At 39.1% G+C, this 26,948-nt stretch carries 26 protein-coding genes; 6 read left to right on the top strand and 20 right to left on the bottom strand.

Annotated elements, in window-relative coordinates:
- Positions 1–68 precede the first annotated feature (68 nt).
- Genes CH362_RS17355 through CH362_RS17345 form a run of 3 tightly spaced genes read right to left on the bottom strand, consistent with a single transcriptional unit; the run spans position 69 to position 3,730 of the window.
- Positions 69–1,016, bottom strand: coding sequence for a fumarylacetoacetate hydrolase family protein (locus CH362_RS17355; protein ID WP_100711582.1), 948 nt, complete (start codon positions 1,014–1,016; stop codon positions 69–71).
- Between the two features lie 9 nt (positions 1,017–1,025).
- Positions 1,026–2,129, bottom strand: a complete 1,104-nt coding sequence (locus CH362_RS17350; RefSeq protein ID WP_100711581.1) for a VOC family protein — start codon at positions 2,127–2,129, stop codon at positions 1,026–1,028.
- Positions 2,126–3,730, bottom strand: coding sequence for an FAD-dependent monooxygenase (locus tag CH362_RS17345; RefSeq protein WP_100711580.1), 1,605 nt, complete (start codon positions 3,728–3,730; stop codon positions 2,126–2,128). Before CH362_RS17345 ends, CH362_RS17350 begins: the two co-directional genes overlap by 4 nt.
- Positions 3,731–3,915: 185 nt before the next feature.
- On the opposite strand from CH362_RS17345, the gene CH362_RS17340 reads away from it, so the two are divergent.
- A complete protein-coding gene (locus tag CH362_RS17340; RefSeq protein WP_100711579.1) occupies positions 3,916–4,497 on the top strand; it encodes a TetR/AcrR family transcriptional regulator in 582 nt (193 codons plus the stop codon).
- On the opposite strand, the gene CH362_RS17335 is transcribed toward CH362_RS17340, so the two are convergent.
- The 6 genes from CH362_RS17335 to CH362_RS17310 form a co-directional block, all read right to left on the bottom strand.
- Complete coding sequence (locus CH362_RS17335; RefSeq protein WP_208859609.1) at positions 4,494–4,967, bottom strand: rod-binding protein; 474 nt, start codon at positions 4,965–4,967, stop codon at positions 4,494–4,496. The genes CH362_RS17340 and CH362_RS17335 overlap by 4 nt on opposite strands.
- On the bottom strand, positions 4,964–6,031 hold the full coding sequence (locus tag CH362_RS17330) for a flagellar basal body P-ring protein FlgI (RefSeq protein WP_100711577.1): 1,068 nt from the start codon (positions 6,029–6,031) through the stop codon (positions 4,964–4,966). Before CH362_RS17330 ends, CH362_RS17335 begins: the two co-directional genes overlap by 4 nt.
- A complete protein-coding gene (locus tag CH362_RS17325; protein WP_100711576.1) occupies positions 6,028–6,693 on the bottom strand; it encodes a flagellar basal body L-ring protein FlgH in 666 nt (221 codons plus the stop codon). Before CH362_RS17325 ends, CH362_RS17330 begins: the two co-directional genes overlap by 4 nt.
- 1 nt (position 6,694) lies before the next feature.
- Positions 6,695–7,603 (bottom strand): flagellar basal body P-ring formation chaperone FlgA, encoded by a 909-nt coding sequence (gene flgA / locus CH362_RS17320; protein ID WP_100711575.1) that lies wholly within the window; start codon positions 7,601–7,603, stop codon positions 6,695–6,697.
- Positions 7,604–7,608: 5 nt separating this feature from the next.
- Positions 7,609–8,406 (bottom strand): flagellar basal-body rod protein FlgG, encoded by a 798-nt coding sequence (flgG, locus tag CH362_RS17315; protein ID WP_100711574.1) that lies wholly within the window; start codon positions 8,404–8,406, stop codon positions 7,609–7,611.
- Positions 8,407–8,523: 117 nt separating this feature from the next.
- Positions 8,524–9,675, bottom strand: coding sequence for a DNA methyltransferase (locus tag CH362_RS17310; RefSeq protein WP_208859608.1), 1,152 nt, complete (start codon positions 9,673–9,675; stop codon positions 8,524–8,526).
- Positions 9,676–9,869: 194 nt separating this feature from the next.
- Between CH362_RS17310 and CH362_RS17305 the strand changes: the two genes are divergently transcribed.
- From CH362_RS17305 to CH362_RS17295, 3 genes are all read left to right on the top strand, one after another.
- Positions 9,870–10,376: a hypothetical protein gene (locus tag CH362_RS17305; RefSeq protein ID WP_100711573.1), complete on the top strand. Its 507-nt coding sequence runs from the start codon at positions 9,870–9,872 to the stop codon at positions 10,374–10,376.
- Positions 10,373–11,233 carry a penicillin-binding transpeptidase domain-containing protein gene (locus CH362_RS17300; protein ID WP_100711572.1) on the top strand — a complete coding sequence of 287 codons (861 nt, stop codon included), beginning with the start codon at positions 10,373–10,375 and terminating at the stop codon, positions 11,231–11,233. Before CH362_RS17305 ends, CH362_RS17300 begins: the two co-directional genes overlap by 4 nt.
- A gap of 77 nt (positions 11,234–11,310) precedes the next feature.
- The gene (locus CH362_RS17295; protein ID WP_100711571.1) at positions 11,311–13,470 is read left to right on the top strand and encodes a cation:proton antiporter domain-containing protein; all 2,160 of its coding nucleotides are present in this window, start codon (positions 11,311–11,313) and stop codon (positions 13,468–13,470) included.
- Positions 13,471–13,483: 13 nt separating this feature from the next.
- On the opposite strand, the gene CH362_RS17290 is transcribed toward CH362_RS17295, so the two are convergent.
- From CH362_RS17290 to CH362_RS17260, 7 genes are all read right to left on the bottom strand, one after another.
- Positions 13,484–14,152 carry a response regulator gene (locus CH362_RS17290; protein ID WP_100711570.1) on the bottom strand — a complete coding sequence of 223 codons (669 nt, stop codon included), beginning with the start codon at positions 14,150–14,152 and terminating at the stop codon, positions 13,484–13,486.
- A gap of 10 nt (positions 14,153–14,162) precedes the next feature.
- The gene (locus CH362_RS17285; RefSeq protein WP_100711569.1) at positions 14,163–16,838 is read right to left on the bottom strand and encodes a sensor histidine kinase; all 2,676 of its coding nucleotides are present in this window, start codon (positions 16,836–16,838) and stop codon (positions 14,163–14,165) included.
- Positions 16,839–16,846: 8 nt separating this feature from the next.
- Positions 16,847–17,416: a potassium-transporting ATPase subunit KdpC gene (gene kdpC, locus CH362_RS17280; protein WP_100711568.1), complete on the bottom strand. Its 570-nt coding sequence runs from the start codon at positions 17,414–17,416 to the stop codon at positions 16,847–16,849.
- Positions 17,413–19,503 (bottom strand): potassium-transporting ATPase subunit KdpB, encoded by a 2,091-nt coding sequence (gene kdpB / locus CH362_RS17275; protein ID WP_100711567.1) that lies wholly within the window; start codon positions 19,501–19,503, stop codon positions 17,413–17,415. The genes kdpC and kdpB overlap by 4 nt, the downstream gene beginning before the upstream one ends.
- Positions 19,504–19,514: 11 nt before the next feature.
- Positions 19,515–21,194 (bottom strand): potassium-transporting ATPase subunit KdpA, encoded by a 1,680-nt coding sequence (gene kdpA, locus CH362_RS17270; RefSeq protein WP_100711566.1) that lies wholly within the window; start codon positions 21,192–21,194, stop codon positions 19,515–19,517.
- A 9-nt stretch (positions 21,195–21,203) separates the two neighbouring features.
- Complete coding sequence (gene kdpF, locus CH362_RS17265; RefSeq protein WP_100711565.1) at positions 21,204–21,287, bottom strand: K(+)-transporting ATPase subunit F; 84 nt, start codon at positions 21,285–21,287, stop codon at positions 21,204–21,206.
- Between the two features lie 117 nt (positions 21,288–21,404).
- Positions 21,405–22,118 (bottom strand): nitroreductase, encoded by a 714-nt coding sequence (locus CH362_RS17260; protein ID WP_100711564.1) that lies wholly within the window; start codon positions 22,116–22,118, stop codon positions 21,405–21,407.
- Positions 22,119–22,224: 106 nt separating this feature from the next.
- Here CH362_RS17260 and CH362_RS17255 point away from each other — a divergent pair, with 106 nt between their 5' ends.
- Positions 22,225–22,818 (top strand): TetR/AcrR family transcriptional regulator, encoded by a 594-nt coding sequence (locus CH362_RS17255; RefSeq protein WP_100711563.1) that lies wholly within the window; start codon positions 22,225–22,227, stop codon positions 22,816–22,818.
- A 41-nt stretch (positions 22,819–22,859) separates the two neighbouring features.
- On the opposite strand, the gene CH362_RS17250 is transcribed toward CH362_RS17255, so the two are convergent.
- The 4 genes from CH362_RS17250 to CH362_RS17235 form a co-directional block, all read right to left on the bottom strand.
- The gene (locus tag CH362_RS17250; protein ID WP_100711562.1) at positions 22,860–23,393 is read right to left on the bottom strand and encodes an LIC20153 family lipoprotein; all 534 of its coding nucleotides are present in this window, start codon (positions 23,391–23,393) and stop codon (positions 22,860–22,862) included.
- Positions 23,394–23,551: 158 nt separating this feature from the next.
- On the bottom strand, positions 23,552–24,595 hold the full coding sequence (arsS, locus tag CH362_RS17245) for an arsenosugar biosynthesis radical SAM (seleno)protein ArsS (RefSeq protein ID WP_100711561.1): 1,044 nt from the start codon (positions 24,593–24,595) through the stop codon (positions 23,552–23,554).
- 14 nt (positions 24,596–24,609) lie between these two features.
- The gene (locus tag CH362_RS17240) at positions 24,610–24,951 is read right to left on the bottom strand and encodes an arsenosugar biosynthesis-associated peroxidase-like protein (protein ID WP_086449178.1); all 342 of its coding nucleotides are present in this window, start codon (positions 24,949–24,951) and stop codon (positions 24,610–24,612) included.
- Between the two features lie 22 nt (positions 24,952–24,973).
- Positions 24,974–25,459: a DUF4395 domain-containing protein gene (locus CH362_RS17235; protein ID WP_100711560.1), complete on the bottom strand. Its 486-nt coding sequence runs from the start codon at positions 25,457–25,459 to the stop codon at positions 24,974–24,976.
- A gap of 283 nt (positions 25,460–25,742) precedes the next feature.
- Between CH362_RS17235 and CH362_RS17230 the strand changes: the two genes are divergently transcribed.
- Positions 25,743–26,942: an MptA/MptB family glycosyltransferase gene (locus tag CH362_RS17230; protein ID WP_244280630.1), complete on the top strand. Its 1,200-nt coding sequence runs from the start codon at positions 25,743–25,745 to the stop codon at positions 26,940–26,942.
- The last annotated feature ends 6 nt before the right edge of the window (positions 26,943–26,948 follow it).

Genomic DNA, 26,948 nt, shown 5'->3' with positions numbered 1-26,948 from the left:
CTATCCCGGAAGAAGCCCCGGTAATCCAAACAGTTTTTCCTTCGAAAAAAGATCCGAATTTTTTCAATCTAGGACTCCTGTTCTACTCTAAGAATCTGATCTCCCAAATCTATTCTTCGATCTGCGCTACGAATGAAAGAGCGTATATTATCTCCCGGTTGAAGATATTCGGATCGTTTTAATTGGCCTTTTTGGAATAGTTCCCATTTTTTCTTCTCCGGCAGAAGTGCTGCAATTTTCTGCAAAAGTTTTCCGGGAGCTCTTAAAGCACAACCTGAAGGAGTACCGGTAAGAAGCACGTCACCAGGCTCTATATTACAAAAATGAGATAGTTCTCGGATACTTTCCTCTGGATTAAAAACGAGATTCGCCGCAGTATCATGTTGTCTTACTCGATCGTTCACAAGTAAGGTTAATTCTAAACTTTTCCATAGTTGAAAATCTCCCGGTTCTAAAACGGCAAGTACCGGACCAGCAGGCAAAAACGTACGATAAGATTTTCCTTTGTACCATTGCAATTGGGGAAGTTGTATATCTCTTGCAGAGATATCGTTAGCCATAAAAAAAGCTGCGACGTAATCGGAAACTTCTCCAGAGTTTTTGTTCCAAGTTTCTCGGATGGATTTTCCGAAAACAAGACCCAATTCGATTTCGTAATCCAATAGCTTGACTTGTTTCGGACGGATTACTTTTCCTAGCGGAGAAGTTAAAGAAGCATCGGACTTACTGAAGAATAGATTATAATTTTTTTCGTCCGGGTCCAATCCGGATTCGATCAGATGCTGTCTATAATTCGCACCTTGGCAAACGACTTGGCATGGTGCTGTGATTGGAGAAAGAATTTTCAATTCTTCGGCAGAATAAGATTTAGAACCTGAAGACGGGTTGTTTTTGGAAAATTCCAAAAATTCTTTCGTATTCAATTCTCCCGCGCCCAAAGGAAAAACTTTTCCTTGTTTCCATTCTCCCCAATCTATATGATCATTTTGTTCGAAACGTATAAAATTTTTTGCCATAAGATTTCCTTAATATTTAATCCAAGTCCTGGGAGAAAGTTCCGCGACCTTCTTCAATTCCATGAGAATTGATATAGAGATCCGTTTTTTGGAAAGAATTCCTTTCCATAATTCCAATAATTTTCGCAAAGAAAGTTTAGTATCCAAAAAATCCTTGGGCATATCCTCTCCCCATTGATACAAACTTTTTCGATTTATTAAATGTACACCGGTAGGAACCGTGGAATCAAATTTATCCCCGTCGGTATAATGTTCCACTAACATGCCAGAAGGATCCCTATGATAATCGAAAATTTGACTCCCAAGCAAATGCCTCCCGATTCCCCAACCGGAACGATACCCTTTTCCTAAAAGCCATTCTCTTCCCTTTGCGACCTCATCCAGATTTTCCAACTCGAAGGCACAATGTTCCAAACTATCCGTTATTCCAGAAGCTATTACTATGGAATGATGATCTGATAGAACTTCTCCCTGATCAAATCTTAAAAAAACGATTACAGGCTCCTTGGATTCCGGAAGGATCTGAATATCGGAAGGAATCATTCCAAAAGTATCACAATACCAAGAAGCATTCTTTAAGAATTCTTGTTTTAGAAAAACTGCATGCCCAAGTCTTATAATCCTAGCTGGTCTCGATTCGTATGACCTCGGTAGATTTGCTCTACGAGATTCTCCCGGATAATTCCAAAGTTCTCCCCAATGGACGACTGGATTTATCTTTATTTCTTCCGAAACATACATTACGTCCACAGGAAGTCCCGAAGGATCGATGAGAGTCACGCATGGCATTGAATTGATACGCCCGCCTTGCAGGAATTCCGCACCCGGAAGTGCTTTCAACTTCTCGAAATCTTCCGAAGAATTTACATAGATCCCTAAACCGATTAAAAAATCCCTGTCAGCCTTTTCCAATGACCAACAGGGAAGATCGGAGCTATTTCCACGAAACAAGATCCGGTCTTCTTTTTTCTCTATTGGATCCAATCCGAAATCCTGATAGTACTCGAAGGCGGATTTCAAATTTTTCCTACCTAATCGTATATAAGCAATGTCTGAGGCCTTGCTTAGTGGGTGATTTGATCGAACTGGACAAGCAGATGGAATTTGTTTCATGGCGACTTTCCTTGGTGAATATCCAGATATTTTTGGACCGTATTGTTTGCTTCTTCTGCGTAGAATGCGGCGGCAATGATCCGATCCGGACGAACGATAACAAACCGGTCACTTCCTCCAAAATAACGAGAGAAAGAAGAAGTGATATCTTCGCCATCAGATGAAAAACTTTCCGACAATTGTTGCTGGCTTGTAAGATAACAATACTTTCCGCCTATCTCTTCCCATATTTTTTTAGATTCTGAATTTAGTACGGACAGAGGATGTTTACCGTATCCAATAATCATCATCTCCTTTCCCAGAAGGAGATCTGAAAATACGATTTTTCCTTCGGGCAACTTTATCGGAAATTGAGGAAAAGATGCTCCGGATACAATATCAGATTTTCTTAATTTTCTATTTTTAAGGAACAGGCCTTTTTTAAAAGAGTTATCCGGTTTTATACGCAGATCGGAAAGAAATGGACGTAAAGGAGAATAATATAGAATTTTAAATATAAAATCTCTGACTATTGCAGTCATTTTATTTCGGGTCATGATAATGGATCCCAAAAACACTGCCAATCGTATCATTTTTTTTGCATGTGATTTTCTTTCCGAATGGTAACTCGAAAGGATTTTATAAGAAGCAGAACCTTTTAAGACCGAAGAAATCTTCCATCCCAAATTAAATGCGTCCCTCATTCCGCTTACTAATCCCTGTCCCGCAAAAGGAGGAGTCAAATGTGCAGCGTCTCCCAAAAGGTAAACTCTTCCCTTTCCCATACAGTCTGCGGTTTTAGCTTGGAATCTGTACACCGCAGTTCTTTCCACATTCATCGAGGAAACATCCCCCCATGGTTTCATGAGTTCCGCCACCTTTCCAGGTCTTTCCATTTCCTCTTTGGTTTCATTTTTCTTTAGTAGGAATTCCCACCTTTGAGAACCATTCGGACCCGGAACATGAGCGACCGGCCGCTTGGGATCACATAAAAATTCCACCTTGTCCCAGACTTTACCCAAATTCGCCACGTCCAAAATTAACCAATCTTCTCTATACGAAGATCCTTGTAGCTTCCAACCTTGTTGGGTTCGTACGGAACTATGAGCTCCATCACAGCCGAGTAAAAACCCAGTACTAATTCTATATTCTATGTCTTTACATTTAACTCTGATTATAATTTCAGAATCTGATTCAGTATGATCTAAATAGATACATTCAGACCAAAGATTTACCTGATCAAATCTCTCTAAACCTTTCCTAAGTATTCTTTCTAATGAAGGTTGGTAAATAGAAACGAGCCTTGGATGCCCGTCGAGAGAGCCGGACGAATTGATCTTAGCCAGCGGTCCACTCAAAGGAGAAATCATCTCTACTCCGGAAATTGCGGGCATAGTACGAGCTGCCTCTTCTCCTAATCCTATCGCTTGTAAAATTCTTAAGGCGTCTTGATCTAGGGAAATCGCACGAGGAATCTCCAAAATCTCGGGATTTTGATCAACCACAAGGGTTGGAATTTCATACAGACCGAGCAAATTCGCCGTAAGAATTCCTACAGGTCCTGCCCCTATGATCACCACATTAGGTCTTTCGTTTTTAAAAAAATATGAGATATCTCTCATTTTTTATTATTTCCTCATAAATGAGACTTATATCAAAACAAAAAGAAAGGTCAATTACATTTTTGAGAGACCTCTCAAAAATGTAATTGCGAAAAGAAAGATGGACTCATATATATATTCAGAGAATGCCCTCAGTTCCCAAAAAGAAATTGCTCCCGAAACGAGAAAGAACACGTGCCCAAATTATGAAGGCAGCATTACGCCTATTTGCCCAGAAGGACGCAGCGGAAACTTCCATTGCAGAAGTGAGCGCTGAGGCAGAGGTTGCAAACGGAACCTTCTATAATTATTTCAAAACTAAGGAAGAATTACTCGAAGCTTCCTCTCTTGCATTGATTGAAGGTCTCGCTGAAGAAGTCGAGATCGGTATGAAGGATCTAAAAGATCCCGCAGAAAGAATGGCTCTCGCAGGTATCCTATTTTTTAAGAAAGCCAGAAACGATTTCGAATGGGCCTGGGCTTTGATCAGGATTGCGGCTGTCGCACCCAGAATGAGCGACTTATTATTAAGTTATCCCAGAAACGATTTAAAAAACGGGATCAAATCCGGAAAATTCCAAATCGAATCGGAAGAATCCGCTCTGGGTTTATTTGTAGGAGCATTACATTACGGAATTCGTAATATTTTAGAAGGCCGTGCAAAGGATAACACTCACGACCGCGAAATGATGACTCTGGTATTAAAAAGTTTTGGAGTAAGTCCTCAGGCTGCAAAAAATCTTTCTGCGAAAGGATTTGTCAGAGCCTGGGAGAAGGAAGGAAATTAAATTTTCGAATCCAATTTAGAGATCGGCGTAAGATTAGAAGATAGAGACTGATAGATCTGTTCTGCAAGCCCCAAAGAAGAATTTGCAGATAGATTTTTAGAATATTCGTCATAAAGCATATCTTCAAAAATTTCTTCCGCATATCCGCCATCAATGAGTCCAGACTTATGAACTGTCGCTTTCATTTCTTTCAACATCATTTTAACGAACATGGATTCGAATTCACCCGAAGCATCGAATAACTTTTTACGATATGGGTCAGCATTAATTTCTTCTTTAATATTATGAGGCATTCTCACTTCAGAAGAAGAAATTTTTCCGGATAAAGTATTATTAAATTCTTCTCTTAATTGATCCGGAAAACTTTGACCAGGCTTTGTGTTTTTTTCTTCACGTAAAAGTCTTTGGACTTCCGGTCTTTCAGTAAGATCCAATTTAGATCGATAGTCTTGTATTTTATCTATCATTATTGTATCTCCAATTCTGCATGAAGAGCACCTGCTGCCTTCAATGCTTCTAAAATTGCTATAATATCTTTTGTAGAAGCTCCTACTTTATTCAATGCTTCCACTACATCTGAGACCTGAGTGGCCTCCTCTATCACGAAAGATTCCTTAGTAGGGGGTTTTTCTCCGCTCAGTCTCAAAGGCCTTCTGTTCTTATCCGCGACAGAAAGACTTAATCCGGATCTAGCTACTGCAACTTCATCGATTGTGATATTTCCACCCATCACGATGACTCCTGATCTTTCATTGATCACTACTTTTGCTCTTGGATTAGATTCTACAGTAATGTTTTCCAGATCAGAAAGAAGATTTAAAAGTCCTGGAGACTTAGCAGAAAATCCAGCACCCACTTCTATAACGATCTCGGAAGGAGTTAAAGCTTGGATGGATTCTGCTTTCAATCCGAATTTTTCAGGAACAGTTTCCTTAATACGATTCACTACACTATTCATCAAAGAGAAGTCTTGGCTATTTAAACGAATGACCACTCTTTGATTGGAAAAGAAATCTTCCTTCAATTCAGTTTCTACTATTGCACCTGCGTGAACTATCCCAACAGTCTTTTTGGAAGCTCTTCCGAGTCCACCTGCAGTGTTTTCTTTCCCACCGAAAGAGATAACTCCACTTGCAACCGCATAAATTTTATCGTTTGCAGTTTTTAAAGGAGATTGGAGAAGAACTCCTCCTTCCAAAGACTTTGCATCTCCTATAGAAGATACAGTCACATCTAATCTATCACCTTTACGAGCGTAAGAAGGAATATTAGCAGTAATTAATACGGATGCTATGTTTTTAGTTTGTTCTGGCTTTAGATTCGCATCTACTCCCAGGTTCTTGAGGTAATTTTTCATACTCTCAGTAGTCATTGGAGTTTTAGAATCTCCAGTACCAGGAAGCCCAACTACGATCCCATAACCGGTAATCTGATTATCTCTAATCCCTTCTATCTTAGCTAAGTCCTTTAAGCGAACTTCTGCCCCAGAAAGAGACAAGGAGAATATTAAAAAAAGTAAAACTGCTCTTTTCATTTAGATTCTCCTAATAAACGATTCAACTGTTCCAGAATATATCTTTGTTTTTCTTCTTCTGACAGTTCTGCCTTAACACTTACAGTTCCATCAGGGTTATTGATCGTTTTTAAAGTAATAGGAGGTTGTAAATTTTTAGGTTCAATTCGGCCAGTAAACTGGATCTGCAAATCAGCAATACGATCAGCATCCACAGAATTGTCTCTGGAAATAAACTCAGGAGATAATCTTCCAGTCAAAAGAACTTGAGAAGGTTCCCCATTATATGTAGAAGAACGTTGTCCTTGTAAAGTTAAAAGGCCGGTATTTGTATCTATCGCTGTTACTACAGCAGTCAGATTTCCCTTTAACTTTCCTAATGATTTGATCTTACCTTTATTTTTACGAACGATTGTGCGGTCCGTATTATATGTAGGATTCTCAGGGATCACTTTTTTATCAGGAACAGCTTTGATAGTAATATTCTCATCTGCAGTGGACTCAATCTCAAACTCTGCAGTAAAACCTTCTTTCAATTTTACGAATATAGTAGTTCCCACTTTCAGATTTTGACTTCTGGAGTAAGGATTTTTATCCTGCCATTGAGAAAGATCCTGTGCAAATAGAGCGATCATTCCGGATAAAAATAAAAGTGGAAGTATAAATTTCAGACTACGGATCATATCAATTCTCTAAAAGGACTGTGCCCTTCTCCACCACTCTTGCAGAAATTTTCCCTTCTTTGGAATGAGAAGTAACGTCTATGATCTCCCCAATATTACCGGAACTTAATGCTTTTGTCTTGGATTTTACCACGAGATTCCCCTTGGTATAAACAAGGTTTACATCCCCGCCTCTTTGTACATCGAATAGAAATCTAAATTGTTTTTTGCGGAGAAGTTCCCCTGGAAGTAGATCCTTCAGTGCGGTGGAGCCTATATCCTTACCGGAAATTCCGTCAGTAAAAGATTCTTCCATATAGACAGTTCTTTCTTCCAGATCTTCAGCCTGTAGTTTTTGTCCCTTATGGATCTCTTTTTTGGCAAAGAGTGCGTTTGTTCTTCTTTCCAATTTAAATTTAATTCTTTGAGTATGGACCTTTCTATTTTCGAAATAGAAATCCAAAGAAGCAACAACTTGTCCAGGATGAATGACTTGAGGAAGTCCTGCCCATTTCAGTTCAACACCTTGACTTGGGACAAACCTTTCTCCGCTCAGATAGGAAATTCTAAAATCCCCTTCTCTATCCTGAGGAAGTTTAGAAACTTCTTTTTTAAGACTTTCTTCTAAGTCTTCCGGATCCAATTCAGAATCCAAAGGTAATACTAATGTTTCTTTTCCAGAAACCGGAATGCCTGCCAGGATTTCTTTTAAGTTTTCAGGGCGGATCACAACAGGTGCATTCAGATTTTTTAATACAACCTTGTCTTTCATTCCGTCTGGAAGTTTAGCGATCTCGGACAATAAAACTTCTTTCTTTTGAGTTAGAAGTTTTCCACGTAGATAAACCGCTTCCATTCCTTCTATCTTCCCTAAACCGGATACAAATAGACCGGTCAAGATACAGAACGAAATGTAAAAACGGAAACTCATATTAATTAACGTTTCAGTCCGATCGCAGTAGATAACATGTTATCGGAAGTTTGGATGGCTTTAGAGTTAGACTCATAAGCTCTTTGAGCCACGATCATATTCACCATCTCTTCTACGATTTTAACGTTAGACATCTCCAAGAATCCTTGCAGAACATTCCCGAAACCTTCCATACCAGGAGTTCCAGGAATTTCAGGACCAGAAGCAACAGTTTCTTGGAATAAGTTTTTACCGATTGCTTGGAGACCCGCAGGGTTCACGAAACGATATAATTCCACCTGACCAATCACAGTAGGACGGATATCCGCTCCAATTTTAACTGTAACTTCTCCCTGCTCGGAGATCATCAGAGTGTTTAGGATTGCACCTTCCGGAAGAATAAGTGGTGGCTCCAACAAATAACCGTTAGATGTTACCACTTGCTGGTTAGAATCTATCTTATAAGAACCGTCACGAGTAAAAGAAAAACTTCCGTCAGGCATTTGGATCTTGAAAAATCCCATCTCGCTTGTGATTGCAAGGTCCAGTTTATTACCTGTAGCCTGAAAAGAACCGATCTCGAATAATTTCTGAGAAGCAGCTGCTCTCACACCATGACCCACATTCACACCTGTAGGAATTTCACTCACGGAAGTAGCAGGAGTTCCTGCCAAAACCATATGTTGGTAAACTAAGTCCTCAAAATCCGCACGGTTCTTTTTAAAACCGGTGGTATTCACGTTTGCCAAGTTGTTGGAAATTGTATCTATATGAAATTGCTGAGCGATCATTCCGGTCGCGGCTGTCCAAAGGGAACGCATCATTTGAGTTTATACCTCGATTCCCTTAACCTATCGGCCATTCCCGAAAAATCCTCAGGGGTTTTAAGGATTTTTGAGACAAAATACAGGTTTTTAGGAAGAAGTAGAAGGTAGGAACTCTTACTTCAGATTCCGGAAAACCACGCAGCGATTTGAATTTGTACCTTTTTCGTTATTCGAAACATTCCAGCAATTGGCAAGTTTCGTAAACTTCTGGTCGTTGATATATGTATTTTCCCAAACAAGGCCAGTCGATTCTGCACATTTGATCACGTATTCATCCAGGTTGAAGACTGTTTTACCTTTTCGAACTTCTCCTACTTCCATGACAACTGTTCCACCAGGTTTTACCACTCTGGAAAGTTCTGCCAAGGTCCCTTGGATAAATTCACACCAGCCAGCAAGAGTCGCGAATATACTTGGCTTCTGGTCCTTCTCCAGTTCTATATCTAGAAACCAATATCTTAGCCAATTGTCTTCTTCGTAGTTTACCTTGTCCAAAAATGGAGGGCTAGTCACTACAAGATCCACTGAATCGTCTTCTAAACCAAAAAGATCCAAAGAAGAATGATTGGTATATTCGTTTCTGGAAGAAAACTCATGATAAAAAGGAGTAAGAGATTCTTTCAGGTCCCTTCTCATCTTTTGAAGAATTCGGGGTTTGATCTCTCTATAATCAGGAACGACTCCTTTCTTCTCATTATTTCTTTTTTGAGCCAAAGGAGGAATAGAGATCTGAGGAAAACTATATACCGAAAAGAATCCGTTACTATGTCCATGAAGCCTAGACAATGCAGTCAGACCCAAATATCTAAGTTCAGGAGAATCTGAATCAGCCAGGACCTTTTTCAGGTTCTTGATTTCTTTTAAAGTATCTTTATGATAAAAATGTAAAAGACCCTCGTCTTCTTTTTCTTCTTTAACCTTAGAGCTCAGGTTGAGAGAATCAAGTGCTCTTTCCAGTTTTTCGATAGAAGGTACAGTCTGTCTGGACTTCGCTAAGAATAAGGACATTGGACTGATATCATTATGGATAGCAGCATAACCTTCTAAATTTGCTTGGACCGCTGTGGTCCCTCTTCCGCCGAAAGGATCAAATACGATTCCTTTTCGATTCTCTAAATATTTCCCGATGAAGAAGGCGGGCAATTCAGGCTTAAACGAAGCTCTGTAGCTAACTACATAATGGATTGGATGAGCCTGTCTTTGTTTAGATGTCCAAAATTCACCGGTGAGTATCTTTCTTTCTTTTTTACGAACTGCGCCGCTCATCCGTTCCGCCTTTTCTTTTTTCTTATTTTCGGAAGAAGATGAGATTTTCAGTTTTGCTTTTTATAATCATGCCTGAGACATAAGAGAGGAATGGCGGAAGTGAGATCAGAAATACTTGTCTCCTTACCGAATCCAAAAATCGTAGCATTCAGATCCTGAAATTTACAGAAGTCCAAGCTCGGATTGATAAGAGAATGAAAACCGTATCCTCTCAATTGTACGAAGAATTTTTAAAAGAGAAAAAAACGAATCGAAGATTCGAGCTCGCCGGGTTATATATAGGATACGGAGCTTATGTGGTAAGTCTCGGGATCGTATTTTGGTTCAAGAGAGAAAATCCACTCTTCTCGGCGATGTTCTTTTTGGGATTATTTACAAGGGCCTCAAGCCTAATGATTGGAAGAGTATTCTTAGTTCCTAAAGCGTTTCTCCAACTTCTCTCTTCAGATTCCTCCGAAAAGGCAGAAGCTTGGGATACCATACAAGCTCATAAAGACGAAATGATCGGAAGACTCGCAGGAAATATTTTCGGCTGGAATGATTCGAGTGAGTTGTACGCTATGAATCAGGAACAAATGATCGAATTCGTGAAAAAATACACAGTTACGGATTGGAGAAAGATCGGAAAAATTTTTCTGATGTTTTACATCCCACTTTCATTATTTGTTACTTATCTTACGATTTACGCCTGGTTTTCATGAGGCGAATATTATATTTTTCTTTTGCGGTCCTTCTTCTTTCCTGTTCCGTAAAAACAGGAACCGACTCGCCGATCATCCAAAAAGAAGAACTCAATCTCTCAGATAAAAAAGTCTGCCTATTTTTAGCCGAAATAGAAGAAGGCACACTTTTAAAAGTGGGAGAAGACAACTGTAAAAAAAGCTCCCCTTCTATGTATGTATTCCAACCGGTACTTGCTCTCGCGGCACTGGAACTTGGAACATTAAAAGATCCTCATGGATATTTTCCTTGGGACAAAACTAAATTCCCTTACATCAGATGGCAGAAGGAACAGAATCTAAGGACCTCTTTGGAAAATTCCACAGTTTGGTATTTCCAAAAGATATGGACAGATACTGGAACCACTAAACTAAAACCTTGGCTATACTCTGTTGGACTTCCTACATCGGTTCCATTCGAACCTTCTAAATCCTTTTGGATGGATGGAGGATATTCGTGGACTGCAGAAGAATTTTATTTATTCTTATGGAAACTATTCAACGGAGAGTTAGAAGTCAGAAAGAAAAATCTGAACTCAGTATTAGAAGGCCTAGAAAGAAATCCAGGAGAGATCAAAAACCCAACAGGCAGCCATAGATTAGATGGCAACTTCGGGAACTACTCCGGTTTTTATTCTGATTCTGCAACAGGATACGCCCAAGGAAGGTCAGTCTCTTGGTATTGGTTCTTTTGGAAGGGCCCAAAAAGATCTTATCTATTCTTATCTAGAATAGAAAGCGAATCTGAAACCTTATCACCCTTAGAGGCTGCAAAGTTTGGCATGGAATATCTAAGAGAAAAAGGCTTTTGGGAAAAATATTTCTCTTCATCCAATTAAGTATTATTCTTTTCTCATTCTTTCCTTTTTTATAGTATGGAGGAACTCCAACATTCCGAGGGTTTCTGATTCTAAGGATGAAACGAAACGCGATTTTCTATATCACCCTATTAATACTTTCTTTCGGAGCCTTTGCTTTCATAACGAAACAAGGCAAGTCATTAGAAGTTGGTAAAGTTACTAACATCGAAGTTAGTTCTTCAACCTCGGTCGAGTCTACAGAAGATCCAATAGATGTTTGGAAAAAAGCTGGGGCAAAACTTTGGAAGGGTTTCCATGAACCACTTCCACTTCTATTATTACAAATCGGAGTCGTAATAGCAGCGACTCGAGTAATGGGTAAACTTGCAGTTCTTGTAAGACAACCATTCGTAGTCGGAGAGATCCTCGCAGGTATATTATTAGGCCCATCCTTATTTGGGTTATTATTCCCAGAACAGTATCAATTCTTATTTCCGAAAGTTTCCTTAAGTTCGTTACAACTATTAAGCCAGATCGGTCTGGTATTTTTCATGTTCGTAGTCGGAATGGAGTTGGATCTAAAAATACTTAGAAACCAAGCAGACTCTGCGATACTTATCTCTCATGCGAGCATCCTTCTTCCTTTCTTATTAGGTGCAATCTTAGCACTTTCCATTTATAAAACATTAGCTCCTCCGGAGGTTAGCTTCCTCTCCTTCTCCTTATTTATGGGGATAGGTATGAGTATCACTGCCTTTCCAGTACTTGCACGTATCGTTCAAGAAAGAGGACTTACCAAAACAAAACTTGGAGGACTCGCACTCACATGTGCTGCTTCCGATGATTTGACCGCTTGGTGCTTACTTGCAATAGTGATCGCTCTTGTGCAAGCAGGCGGACTATTAGCAGCATTATTCACCATAATCCTTGCAATCATTTACGTTCTCATCATGTGGAAGATCGTTCAACCTGCAATGCATAGAGCAGGAGGAATTTTCACAAACAGAGAAGCATTCACCAAAATGGCGGTGGCTCTGTTTTTACTCTTCCCTATTGCGTCTGCTTGGATCACTGAATCAATCGGAATCCATGCATTGTTTGGAGCATTTTTGGCTGGTGTTGTTATGCCAGACAAACCCAAACTCAGAACACTTTTAGCGGAAAAGGTAGAAGACTTAAGTACTGCGATCTTTCTTCCATTATTCTTCGCGTTAACCGGAATCAGGACTCAGATTGGTCTATTAAACCAAGGGAACTTATGGTGGGACTTTGCAATGGTATTAACAGTTGCCATTGTAGGAAAATTTGCAGGAAGTACAATCGCATCTAAAGCATCTGGAAACAACTGGAAAGATTCCTTATCCTTAGGTGCACTCATGAACACCAGAGGACTAATGGAATTGATCGTCCTCAATATCGGTTATGATATCGGAGTATTATCTTCTCAGATATTCTCCATGATGGTGCTAATGGCATTGGTCACAACATATATGACCGGACCAAGCTTGAATTTAATAGAGAGAATTTTTGCAGTAGTAAAAGACAAAAGAGAAGAAGGTATACTACTTGCATTCGCATTACATTCCAGAGGTGTAGATCTACTTAGGCTTGCCTCCGGTTTATTCCAAAACGGAAATAAAACAAAAGCAGTAACAGCTCTTCACCTCACTCCTGATTCTTGGATCTCAGGTAAAACTGCTCAAAAATATGAGAAAAAAAGTTTTGAACCTTTATTCAAACTTTCTAAAGAATTAGGGATCAAATTAAACACTCTATATAAACCTTCTGATAATGTCACAAGAGATATACTAAAAACAATCCAATCAGGAAATTATAATATATTCCTAACTGGTGGAGCAAGATCCTTATTTAGTGACGATGTACTTGGTGGAAAGATCAGAACACTTCTTTCCGAATCAGAAACAAACGCAGGGATACTTGTAGCAGAAAAATTAAAAGAATTAGATCGTTTTATCTTAGCAGTTTACTCAGATAAGGATGTAAAACTATTAGGTTTTGCTCTTGCGATGGCTAAGAAAATCGGCGCTAAACTTTCTATCTGGGATCCAAGAGGTAAAGTTCCTCAATTTTCACAAAAGGAAAGAAATCTTCTTAAAAAAGAAAAGATCACTATCCTAAAGGGAGAAAATCCTCAGATACTTTCTGAAGCAGACTTAGTGATCTGTGATTTAGAAACCTGGGAAGAAGAGACCGAATTTAGGAATTGGGAACTTTCAGACGGCTCTGGTTTATTCTTAGTTCGTTATAAAGATTAAGAAAACTTAATTATCAGTCTGATTTTAAAAAATAACCCACCCCGGGTTCAGTGATCAAAATTTCAGGATTACCGGGGTCCCTTTCTATTTTTTTGCGGATCTGATTTACATAGACTCTCAAATAACCTGATTCCGCCATTTGGTTCGGACCCCAGAGTTCTTTTAAGATTTGGGTTTGGGTTACTATTTTTCCTGGATAAGTGGCTAATAATTTCAGAAAAGAATATTCAGTTGGTGTCAAACGGACTTCTTTACCTTCTTTCAAAACCTTTCTAGCTCCGAAATCCAATTCCAAAAGTCCGATCCTTACTTTAACATCTGTTTTTTCAGGAGAAGAATGTCTTAATAATACTCTAATCCTTGCAAGTAATTCTCCGATCCCGAAAGGTTTCGTAAGATAATCATCCGCACCACTATCTAATAAAAAGATCTTATCCTTTTCTGAATCTCTAACACTTAGTACTAATACTGGGATTTTAGAACCTGACTCTCTGATCTTTTTTAGGAATTCTTCTCCACCTTTTTCTGGTAAACCCAAATCCAAGATAATACTATCAGGGCGAACCATATAAACTTTTGATAATGCATCATCTACAGAGATTGCTTCTTCTACTTTATAACCTTCTTTTTCAAAAGCGACTCGAAGCAACCGACGGATCTGGATCTCATCGTCTATGATCATTATGATTGGGCTAGACAATCGAATCCTCCAAAGGAGGGAAAGTAAGCACTGGAATTCGGATTAGAAATCTGGCTCCGCCCTCTTGTTTATTTTCCGCCCAGATCTTTCCACCTTGAGCTTCCACAAGCCCTTTGCAGATAGAAAGTCCGAGTCCTGTTCCTTGGATAGTCCCTGAAACCTTGGTGAACTTTTCAAAAATTCTATTTTCTTGTCCGGAGGGAATTCCAGGTCCATTATCCTCTACGGTTAACAAAAGATGATCCTTAGGAACACTTGCTCTTACTATAACGGCACTATTTTTTTCAGTATGTAAAAATGCGTTTTGCAGAAGATGGATTAAAACTTGGATCATCAATCTTCTGTCCATTCGAACAAGAGGCATAGTTTCATCCGTTTGAACTGATAAAATATGGTCTCCCTTTTCATAGTCTGCGATCCGAATTGTTTCATTTATTAAGTCTAGGGGATCTTCCCATTGGAGGTCCAACATCAACCTTCCGGATTCCAATCTGGACATATCCAAAAGATCTCCCACCAATCGATCCAACTTTTTATAAGCAATTCTTATCTCAGAGAATAAGTCGGACTTCTCTTTTTCGTTTTTTCCATCACTTGTTTCTAATAGATCCAAAGAGGCACGGATCACAGTTAACGGAGTTCTGAAATCATGACTGACCGAATTGAATAATGCAGAATAAAATTTTTCAGACTCTTCTACCAACTTAGCGTTTGCACGAATTCCAAGTAACTGTATTCTTTCTAAAGCCAAGGCGACTTGGTTTAACATCGAGAATAGAAGACTCTCTTCTTCTAATTCTAAACTTTCCTTATTTTCTCTATCTAATCCAATAACTCCAAAACAACCGCCTGGCGTAAGAAGTGGAAGATACAAACCTTTAGACATTGGAACAGTATCCGTATCTTTTCCGGATGGTTTTCTATTTTGGAATGTCCAAGCAGCCAAAGCAGATTCTTTCATGTCCGGATTAAATCCACTCTTAGGATGAGGAGTTCGAGAAAGTAAAGAATCCTGATCAGCAAGTAAGACCAAAACAGAAGATTGAAATGTATCTCCAATCGTTTCTACAGCAACGGATACAATTTCATCCAAGCTATGAGTTTTAGATAATGCAACCGAAAGTCTATAAAGACCGGATAGCGCTTCTTCTCCTGTTTGTAGAGCTTCTTCTCTGTCTCTTAATCTTGTTGTTAATGCTCCTAAGACTAAGGCCAATACAAAATAAGTCCCAAACATCATCCAATCTTCAACTTTTTCAATGTAGAATGTGAATTTAGGAGGAATGAATAGAAAATTCCAAAAGATTGCGCTCAACGACGCAGTAATTAAAACAGGTCCTCTGCCCGCAAATAAGGCAACGAACATTATAAAAAATAGATATACGAGCCCTATAGACCAATAACCTGCAAAAATATTTAATAAAAGATTAAAAGAAGTGATCCCAAGTAATGCCAGAAAAGAAAAAAAATACTGAACAGGTTTCGATCTAGTCCCTCTTGTAAAAAATCCAAATCGGAATTTAAGTTTTTCTTTAGTGATTTTAGTAGGAGCAAGGAGTATCTGAAAATCTCCAGGTTGCTCACTCAGTTTATCTATAAAAGAACCACCCTTAAAGATCCTGGAAAGTTTAGATTTACTACTTCTACCAATTACAACATGAGTTGCCTTGGCCCGATTGATTGCTCGGACGATCCCAAGAACTAGATCTCTATCCGAAAAATTTAGTATCTCTGCACCTAATTCCCGAGCAAGGCCTAAGTTTTCTCTAAGAAGATCTTTCTCTTCTGTAGATAATACATTTCCGTCATCTACATGCACTGCAGCCCAATGGCATTTCAATCCGAATGCAATCCTCTTAGCATAACGTATCAAATTAGCGGCTTGGGGAGAAGAAGATACAGCCACCAAAATTTTATCCGAAAGTTTGGAATCCTTAGTTGGTTCCAATCTAGAAAGTTCGCTATCCACCAATTTCGAAGTAAAATTTAAAGAAAGTTCTCTAAGTGCAGTCAAATTTGGAATCTTAAAAAATGAATGGAGGGCTTGCGGAACCTTATCAGAAGGATATACTTTTCCTTCTTTTAAACGTTTGATCAGATCATCAGGAACCAGATCGATCAATTCTACTTCATCAGCAATTTCTAAAATAGAATCAGGAACTCTCTCAGAAACGGGAGCTCCTGAAATTTCCTCTACGATACCTGCCCTACTTTCCAAATGTTGCACATTTAAAGTGGAATAAACGTTTATTCCTTGGTCCAAAATTTCAAGAACGTCTTGGTATCTTTTGGGATGTCTGGAACCTGGAACGTTTGTATGGGCAAGTTCATCTATCAATACCAGATCCGGTTTTTTCTCCAGAATCGCATCTAAGTCCATTTCTTCCAGATCTACTGATTTATATTTGGATCTTTTTCTGGGAATAATAGAAAGACCTTCCGCTTGAGCTTCTGTTTCTTTTCTATTATGAGTTTCTAAATAACCGATCCAAACATCAATTCCTTCCGATTTTGCTTTTTGAGCATCTCGGAGCATCTCAAAAGTTTTTCCTACACCTGCGGCCATACCAAAGAAAATTTTTAATTTTCCTCTGGTTTTAGTTACGTCCCCTCCGATCCGAGAAAGTAATTCATCCGGATCCGGTCTATTTTCTTCTGCAGGTCTCACTGGTAATATTAATTTTTCTGAATATTTTTTTCTAAGTAAATGGATCTCAATTTAAGATTCAACTTTAGAATATTCACCTTAGTCGGACCAAATAGTCCAAATTCAGGAGATTCAATTGTCTCTTCTACCAATCTGACCAATATATCTTCTGAAATTCCTTTTGTTTTCGCAACTAATGGGATTTGATAACTTACCGTTTCCGGACTTACGTGAGGATCTAACCCACTTCCAGAAGAATATAAAAGTTCAGAAGGCACGGGTTCGGTTCCACCTCTTGCAACCCAGTAAGTTCTTCTTTGCTCCACCTTTTTAGAAAGTTGCGCACTAGTAGGCCCTAGATTAGAAGCACCCGAAGAAGAAGGATCATATCCAATCGCAGAAGGTCTAGAATGAAAATATTCTGGAGACTCAAAAGATTGAGCGAGTAAATCAGAACCGATTACCTTTCCATCTATTTCAACCAAGGAGCCGGAGCTCGCCTTTGGAAAAGTAAACTTAGCAAATCCATATACAAGAACTGGATAGAAAACACCGCATACAAAAGTCCAAAGCCCTAATTGCAAAACTGCTCTGATCATACGAATACTCCCTTAGTAAAACTTAAAATCAGATCGATTCCTTTGATGCCAAAAAAAGGAAGGATAAGACCGCCGAACCCGTAAATAAATACATTTCGAGCCAGAACCGAATCAGCTCCCGCAGGTCTGTAACTCACACCTTTTAGCGCGAGAGGAACCAAAAACACAAGGATCAGTGCATTAAAGATCACTGCACTTAAAACCGCAGATTCAGGACTTGCAAAACCTAGAATATTCAAAATTGATAAAGCACCTATTCCACCTATTGGGAATAATCCAGCAAACATAGCGGGTAGTATCACAAAATATTTAGATACATCATTTGCGATACTGAAAGTAGTTAAAGAACCTCTTGTCATCAGAAGTTGTTTTCCTATCTCCACAATCTCTATCAGTTTAGTGGGATTACTATCTAGATCGATCATATTCCCAGCTTCTCTCGCAGTTTGGGTTCCGGTATTCATCGCAACACCCACATCTGCTTGTGCTAAAGCCGGAGCGTCATTTGTTCCGTCACCAATCATAGCCACAAGTTTTCCACCTGATTGTTCTTCACGGATACGTCTTAATTTTGTTTCAGGAGTTGCCTCTGCAATAAAATCATCCACCCCAGCTTCTGCAGCGATAGCTGCCGCAGTCAAAGGATTATCTCCGGTGATCATCACAGTTCTGATCCCCATCTGCCTTAGCCTTGCAAATCTTTCTTTGATCCCACCTTTTACAATGTCTTTCAAATGAATGACACCTAAAATTTCTCTTCCTTCTGAAACAACCAAAGGAGTTCCTCCTTCTCTTGCGATCTCATCTACTATGTCAGAAATTTCCTTAGGATATTCTCCACCTAAACTTGTAATATAATTCCGAATAGATTCGGCTGCTCCCTTTCGGATCGAAGGTTTTGTTTTTCCCTCTGCATCAAGATCAAAGTCCACTCCACTCATTTTACTTTTAGCAGTGAATGGAACGAATCTCCCTCCTAATTCAGATAAATTCCTTCCTCTTAGATCGAATTTTTCTTTTGCTAATACTACAATAGATCTCCCTTCCGGTGTTTCGTCAGAGAGAGACGCAAGTTGTGAAGCATCTGCAATTTTCTTTTCTGAAATTCCGGGAGCCGGAACAAATCTGGTAGCCATTCTATTTCCCAAAGTGATTGTTCCTGTCTTATCCAATAATAAAACGTCTATATCTCCTGCTGCTTCGATTGCTCTCCCTGATTTAGCAATTACGTTCCTTCTCATGAGCCTGTCCATGCCACTAATACCTATCGCGGACAAAAGACCACCGATCGTAGTAGGAATTAAACACACCAAAAGACCAACTAACGCAGGAAAAGAACCGGAAAGTCCTAAATTTCCCCCACCTTCCTTTTGGCTATAGAATACAGCGGGGACAAGAGATGTTATCGCGACCAAGAAAACTAAAGATAAAGCGGAAAGAAGAATAGAGAGTGCGATCTCATTCGGAGTCTTCTGCCTGGAAGCTCCTTCTACAAGAGAGATCATCTTATCTATAAAAGTTTTTCCGGGATCAGTTGTGATTTGAACTACGATTTTATCACTTAAAACTTTTGTGCCTCCAGTGACTGCGGATCTATCTCCTCCAGATTCTCTGATCACAGGGGCAGATTCTCCTGTAATTGCAGACTCATCTACAGAGGCTATACCTTCTACCACCTCGCCATCACCAGGGATTTGATCACCTGCTTGGCAAACTACCTTGTCTCCGGTTCTTAACTCTGAAGAAGGAACTATAATAACAGAACTTCCATTTAATTTGTTTGCCTTGGATTCCTTTCTTGATTTTTTCAAGGACTCTGCTTTTGCTTTTCCTCTGCCTTCTGCCAGTGCTTCCGCAAAATTGGCAAATAGGACCGTAGCCCATAACCAAAGGGAAATCTGTAGACCAAAACTCAAATTTACAGGATGAAAGGCTAAATCATAAGAACTTAATATTGCACCTATATACACTATGAACATTACAGGATTTTTCCATTGAACCCTCGGATCCAATTTCACGAAAGAATCCAAAATTGCTTTCAGTAAAGACTTTGGATCTTGAAAAAAAGAAGAACTTTTGTTTTTCATAATATTAAACCTTAAAATTTCGAACCAGAATGTAGAAGGATATGTTCACTTCCAGGTCCTAAAACCAAAACGGGTAGGAATGTTAGAGCTCCTACTAAGAATATTACGGAAAGAAGAAGTAACACAAACAGAGGACTTTCCGTTGAGAAAGTACCTTCTCCCTTTGGAGTAACCCTCTTGCCCAATAAAGCACCGGATAGTCCCAAGGCAGGAATGATTACTGCAAATCTTCCTACTAACATACAGAAAGAAAGAGTTAGATTATAAAATGGAGTATTCGCATTTAAACCTGCAAATGCAGATCCGTTATTACCTGAGGCAGAAGCAAATGTATATAATATTTCGGTCAGACCATGAGGTCCCAAATTTGTTCGAGATGAAAGAGCAGATTCATAAAGAAGGGAAAATGCAGTGAATAAAAGAATACAAAGCCCTGGCATTAAAACTCCAACAAGTGCGAGTTTCACTTCTTTTGCTTCTATCTTTTTTCCTAGATATTCAGGAGTCCTTCCTACCATGAGTCCTGCAATAAATACTGTGAGGACTACATAGAATAACATCCCTATAAGTCCAACACCTACACCACCGAATACAACTTCTCCTATAAGAATATTCCAAACTGCTAATCCTCCTGAAAGTGGAGAAAAACTATCATGCATTGCATTCACTGAACCATTAGATGCTGCTGTGGTCGCCATTCCCCAAAGAATACTTTGGGCCACACCAAATCTGGTTTCTTTGCCTTCCCAATTTCCCGCGAAGTTACTTTCAGACCAAAGAGACACGGAAAGACTTAAAACAAAAAGAAGAGTCATTCCAAAAAAAATAGAAAGGCCCGCCTTCCAAGAACCAACCCATCTTCCATAAGCAAAAGGCAATGCTCCAGGGAGAAGTAAGATCAAAATACATTGGACCCAATTGGAGAAAACGGTAGGATTCTCAAATGGATGAGCCGAATTTACTCCAAAAAATCCACCCCCATTTGTTCCTAATTGTTTGATAGCAATTTGAGAAGCGGCAGGTCCAAGCGGGATTTTTACAGACTGACCTTCTATCCCGATCGCACTTATATATTGGGAAAAATCCATAACCACACCTTGGGATACCAAAACGAAAGCAACCAAGAGTGAAATTGGTAAAAGAATATATAATATACTTCTGGTTAGGTCAATATAGAAGTTACCGATACCAAAAGATTCGCCTGACTTAGAGGTCATTCCTCTCGCCATTGCCGCGAGCACCGCAATCCCAACTCCAGCACTTACAAAATTTTGCACCCCTAAGAGTAACATCTGACTCGAATAAGAGAGAGAAACTTCTCCGGAGTATGCCTGCCAATTTGTGTTAGTTACAAAACTAACTGCAGTATTCCAAGCGAGGTCCCAAGAAACTGCAGGCTTACCTTCAGGATTTCCAGGAAGAAGATCCTGGAAATGAAGTCCGAGCACAACCAAGGCCAAACTTAAAAGAGTAAAATTCCCTATATCGAGTAGATAAACTTTCCAATCAGAATTTTGATCTTCCTTTATTCCAGAAATCTTATATAAGAAGGACTCAAATTTGGAAAGGAATGGGAATCGTTTGGAAACTTCTCCCTTAAGAACGTCTGCTATATAAATTCCTAAAAAGGGAGAGAGAAGAAATAAAACTGCAAAATATAAAAAGAAAAAGATTGAGTCGTTTCCGTTCATATCGATCTCCTAAAACTTTTCCGGTTTTAAAATGGAGAAGGAAAGATAACCACATAATACGACAACTAAAACGATTAAAAATGTATAAGACAAAATTCCTCCCAGGCGGAAACATTCCGTCTATTCCAAAAACCTAACCTGTTTTTTGGAATTCGTCAATGCGAACCCGCGTGAGAGGGACCAGGATTTGCGTTAATTTTGCGTTAAGATTTAAGTGTAAAATTTCACCAAATCGGAAACTTCTTCCCTGGGTGTATGAAACTTATTTAATGTTGAGTCAGGTTTAGGATAACCCAAACTTAAACCGCAGACTATTTTTTCGGATTCGGCTAGACCCAATTCTTTACGGACCACTTCAGGGAATGCGGATAATGCAGCCTGAGGAACAGTCCCCAGTCCGTAACTTCTGGCAAGAAGCATAACTGTATTCAAAAAGCAGCCAATGTCCAATGCGATATAAAAATTGAGTTCAAATTCAGTTGTGATAAACACAGCTGTAGGAGCTCCAAAAAACTCGAAGTTTCGGAGCATAAATTTATCCCTGGCTTCCTTATCCTTTCTCTCAATCCCAGCTGCACCGTAAATTTTCATCCCAAGATCGAACATTCTACGCTTTGCATCTGATGGAAAACCGGTAGGCCAAATTGTATCAGGCACTGGAGTTTCCGATTGTTTTGCCCTTTCTTGTAGTAACTCCGCCATTCTATCTCGTTTAGCTCCACTTACTACATGCACCTTCCAAGGTTGGCTATTTTTCCAACTCGGGGCACGAAGAGACTTGGAGAATAATTCCTTTAACACCGAATCTTCCACAGGTTTGGAAAGATAATCACGGATACTATGGCGGGTAAAGATCGCTTCTTCTACACTGGAAGCAATTCCTGATATATCAATTGATTCGGTTTCTGAGGATAAAGAAGACATATAGACCTCCGATTTAGACTTGCATTTTAATATATTTCGGTCTTTCTATATATAGAAAGGCTCGAACAGACAAGTCTGTCTGTTATAAGACCCCAGGAAAATAAAAATGTCAACCAAAGAAAAAGGGGTAAAAGACAGGATTTTGGAAACTGCCGTCAGGCTTTTCCAAACCCAAGGATATGGAAATACTGGGATTAACCAGATCATCCAAGAATCCCAAACTGCAAAAGCCAGTTTTTATGATTATTACCCTTCTAAAGACCAATTAGGAAAGGCATATATAGAATTTTATGGAAAAGAACAACTCGTCCTTTTAGAAAAACTACAATCCAGATCTGAGAATGCTAGGGATTTTATACAGGCCTGGACACATATACTTAGAAGGCAGACCAGAAATAGCGAATTCGCAGGCTGCCCGATGGCAAATACTGCCGCTCAAATAGCATCCACTTCTCCTTCCATCTCTGAAGAAGTTAAAAAATTGGCCCTGAGAACTGTGGACTTTCTTTCTATCTATTTAAAGGAAAGGCAGAAGAAGGGGCAGATCCCTAAGAACGCAGACACTCAATCTTTAGCTCGAAAAATTTTTGCGAGTTACGAAGGAGTATTACAGATCTGGAAACTGACAGGCAAAATTTCTGCGTTAGACGATTTACCTGAGATGGTAGATGCGATTATTAAAAGTTCTGGGAAAAAGTAAGAGAAGGACCTGGCAATTCCACCAGGTCCTGAAAGAGTTTCTTAGTTGGAGTAAGTTACGGTAGTTGAAATCTCGGACGTTCCTACAATGTATAATAGGAAGTAGTAAGAGCCGTCTACTGTATTTGTCCAAGTGAATGGTCCAGGAGTTGAATCTCCAAAAGTTGTACTGCTGAATGCATCAAATCCGTTAATGATTGCACTTTCAGCAAGAGGACAATTGGATGCTTGGTATACTGTAGCTTCTCCAGATGCTTGTGGATTTTCCACAACGTCTACACCGTTAAAGACTACTGTATCTCCTGATTGTGCTCCTAAAATTTCTACGATCGCAATCGGGTGATTTACGAAAGGAATTCTTCCCCAGGTAACTGGTGTCGCTACCCCTGTTTTAGAAACGCGAGTACGGTTTACACCGATAGCAGCCTTACCAGGAAAGTCTACTAAGCAGTCTCCCCCACCTCCAAGTGCATTCAAGAGGGCCAAGTTTGTTAGGTCATCTTCTTCTTTCTTGCAATCAACGAAAGAGGCCGAGAGTAGAAGCACCAATAATAACCAAATAGCTTTTTGTTTCATTTGAGTTTGTCTCCACAGAACAGTCGTTCCTTATACTCGTTTCTCAAGAACGGGTCTGAGTTTCAATCTCAATATTTAAGAAAATGCAGAAATTGATATATATTTCTGTCATTCTGGCTTGCTATTTGGAAAAAAAGGCAGGTTTCTTTAAATTTTTCTTAAGCGATGGAACCACCACAAGAAGACCCTGCTCCTGCAGTACATCCATAACAATGTTGGTGCAATAAGATCTCTCTGGAATCCAATACCGATTTATTAAATTCAGATATTTTACTTACCTTACCTTCTATCTTCATATCCAACATTTGGTTAAAATCACAATCGTATAGACTTCCATCCCAACCAACACTTAATGTGTTGCGACACATAACTGCAGTCGCTGCTACAGGATTAAATGCAGTTACGAGTTTTTCTAAATAAGTATCTATATTATCGTTTTCGAGTAATGATTCCAAGAAACGGCTGATAGGCATATTAGTAAGAGCAAATAATGAATTAAATTCAACGTCGTGAACCTGTTTTAATTCCTTTTTAAAATCATTTTCTAAAGTGGATTGTCCACCCGCAAGAAAGGCACCCACAGGATTATAAACTAAATTTAATACAAGTCCGGATCCTGGGATACCGTATCCAACTGCATTCAATTTTCTTAATGCCTCTATAGAACGATCGAATACTCCTTCTCCCCTTTGCGCGTCTGTTCTTCTTTTTTGGAAATAAGGTAGGCTTGAAACCACCTCTACCTTATGTTTTGCAAAAAATTCAGGAAGGTCTTTGTATTTTTCTCCTGCAAGAAGAATGGTAAGATTACAGCGGATCATTATCTTTTTTCCTAATTTAGAAGCTTCTTCTACGAACCATCTAAAATTAGGATTCATCTCAGGCGCACCACCTGTAATGTCCAAGGTTGTAACACCAGGTGTTGCTAATGCAACCAAACATTCTTGCATGGTTTCCTTACTCATATTCTCTCTGCGATCCGGACCGGCATCCACATGACAATGTTTGCAAGTCTGGTTGCAGAGTTTCCCCACGTTCACTTGAAGTATGTCCACCCCAGTAGGGCGCAAAGGATAGAGTCCCGCTTCTTTTAATTTTTCAGAAAAACTAGGCAGATTCAGTTTTTCAGAAACTTCCGTAAGAATTTTCAATTGTTCTTTGGAAGAAGCGAGCTCGCTCCCTCTTGCTAATAGGGATTTCATACTTTAAAAACTCCTTATAGACCGAGTTCTTTAACTTTATTTAATGCTTGAACGCTATGAACTAAAGTTGCTCCTCCACGAATGGCAGCACCAACATGGATCGCTTCCCAGATTTGTTCTTCGGTCACACCTTTTTCTACTGTGTCAGTAGTATAGGCATCTATACAATAAGGACATTGAACTACATGTGCTACTGCAAGAGCAATCAATGATTTTTCCTTAGCAGACAACGCTCCATCCGCAAAAACTGCTCCGTAATAGTCGAAAAACTTCTTTGCTAGATCAGGCTCGAATTCTCCGATATTTCCGAATTTTTTCAGATCTTCCGGTTTGTAATAAGTTGTTTCTTGAGCCACGAAAGGCCTCCGTCGTTTTGATTTATTTTTTAATAGCGAACTGGATATTATTACATTTCTCGCAAACTTCTTCCGGAATCCAGCCCCATTGTATCAGAAATCCAAAAACAAAACAACCAGCACAAAATCCCAAAACGGATTCTAAACTTGCAAAAAGTACAAGAACTCCAAGCACAACTTGGAAAGCTACTACCTGACCTAAAAATAATAGAATGAATGCTGTCCCGCTGAAGATAACTCCAACGAATTGCGCAAATCTTTTAGGAGGTCCAGCAACTGTTTTAGATCCAAGACCGAGTAACGGTACAATCACATGTATTGCAAGTTTTGCAAATAGTGAAAACTTCGGTCCATATAATACTCTGGCCGAAAATCCGTAGAAAAGTGCTCCTACCAACCAAAGCGATTGCGTAATTATTGCGGCCAAACTTAAGATGACAACCAGGCCCGCAACGGTCCTTGCTGCATATTCATTAACAGTGTCTGGAAAATTACCGATTCGAATCATTCTTCTTGCCCGATACCCTTTCGCCTAGTTAGACTTTGACACCCAGGAATTCAAGAATATTTTCGCTATATTGGACAAAATGGTTAATATAATTGTACGATATACAAATAATTGCCGGGGTTTTGTAGGCACTTCGACAATTTTACTACTTTGGGCACTTCCACTCGCATTGTTCCCATTATTCTTCGGAAGAAGCGATATCTGGCAACTTTGCGGAGCATTTTTCTTTAGCCTAAGCCTCTATTTCGTATTTTTAAAGTTCTTTGCTGAGAGAAGAGAGAGGATGGGCATCTGGGCTGGGATCTTACTTAGGATCTGGTTCTTATTTACTCCTGTATTTTTGTCGGAAGATACATTTCGTTTTTTATGGGATGGGCTTTTGGTCTCGGAAGGTTTATCCCCTTATGCAGAACTTCCAACACATATAAATTTAGGATTCAACCAAAACTTGGAGAAGGAATTAATCTCCAAAATGAATTCTCCCAATTATTACTCAGTTTACCCTCCTATATTGCAGTTTTTATTTTTAGTTCCTGTATTCTTCTTAAAAAAAGGAATTTCTATTTTTTGGGCGATCTCCATCTGGAAATGTATTTTAATTTTATTTGAATTAGGAATCCTTTATATATTTTCAAAAATAAAAAAAGAAGAAGGTTCCGGGAATTGTCTGAAATACTGGCTCCATCCTCTCGTCCTTTGGGAAGGAATTGGGAACGGTCATCCGGAGCCGATCCTATTCTTCTTTTTATTTTTAGGAATACTCTACTGGGAAAAAGGAAAAGTTTTAAGAGGTTCTATATTTTACCTGGCTTCTATCCTAACAAAAATAATCCCTTTATTAGCACTCCCCTTTTTGTTTTTTTATTGGTGCAGAAGATCAACAGCTCGTAGTATTTTACTCTTCTTCAGTGCTAATATTTTAATTTTTGGATCTGCACTCATTTGGTTTTTATTTTCAGATATAGGAGATAAAATTTTAGAAGAACATTGGAGAAAAGGAATAGGAGTTTATTTTACATTATTTGAATTCCACGGAGGATTTTACTATCTTCTGAAAAACCTGATCAAACTTACTTGGTATCCTTATTCCACCGGAATTATATTAGGCATTTTAAGTATTTTTACGATATGTTTTTATTCTTTTAGAATTTCGAAAATCGAAACAAACAACAAAATAGTTTTCCTTCTAACTGTATGGATCCATTTATGTGGAATTTATTATTTGTTTTCGAGCACTATACATCCTTGGTATTTTCTTCCGATCCTTGCAGGATCAGTATTTACAAAAACAATTTGGCCCTTGGTCGCTTCAAGTATTTGGATCATATCTTATTCTACTTATTCTTCTGTTCCATTTTATGATAGGAACTGGGTCCTGGTCTTGGAATATTCTTTAGTATTTGGGACTTTCTTCATGGAAAATTTTCTCTTGCTTAAACATAGAAGGAGACAAATATACTTCGAAAATTCTCACCCTTCTTAGGAATCA

Origin of the sequence: Leptospira saintgironsiae (assembly GCF_002811765.1) — a bacterium.
Taxonomy (GTDB): Bacteria; Spirochaetota; Leptospiria; order Leptospirales; family Leptospiraceae; genus Leptospira_B; species Leptospira_B saintgironsiae.
Note: the sequence above shows the minus strand (reverse complement) of the source record. Positions and strands in the feature narration are given on the sequence as shown.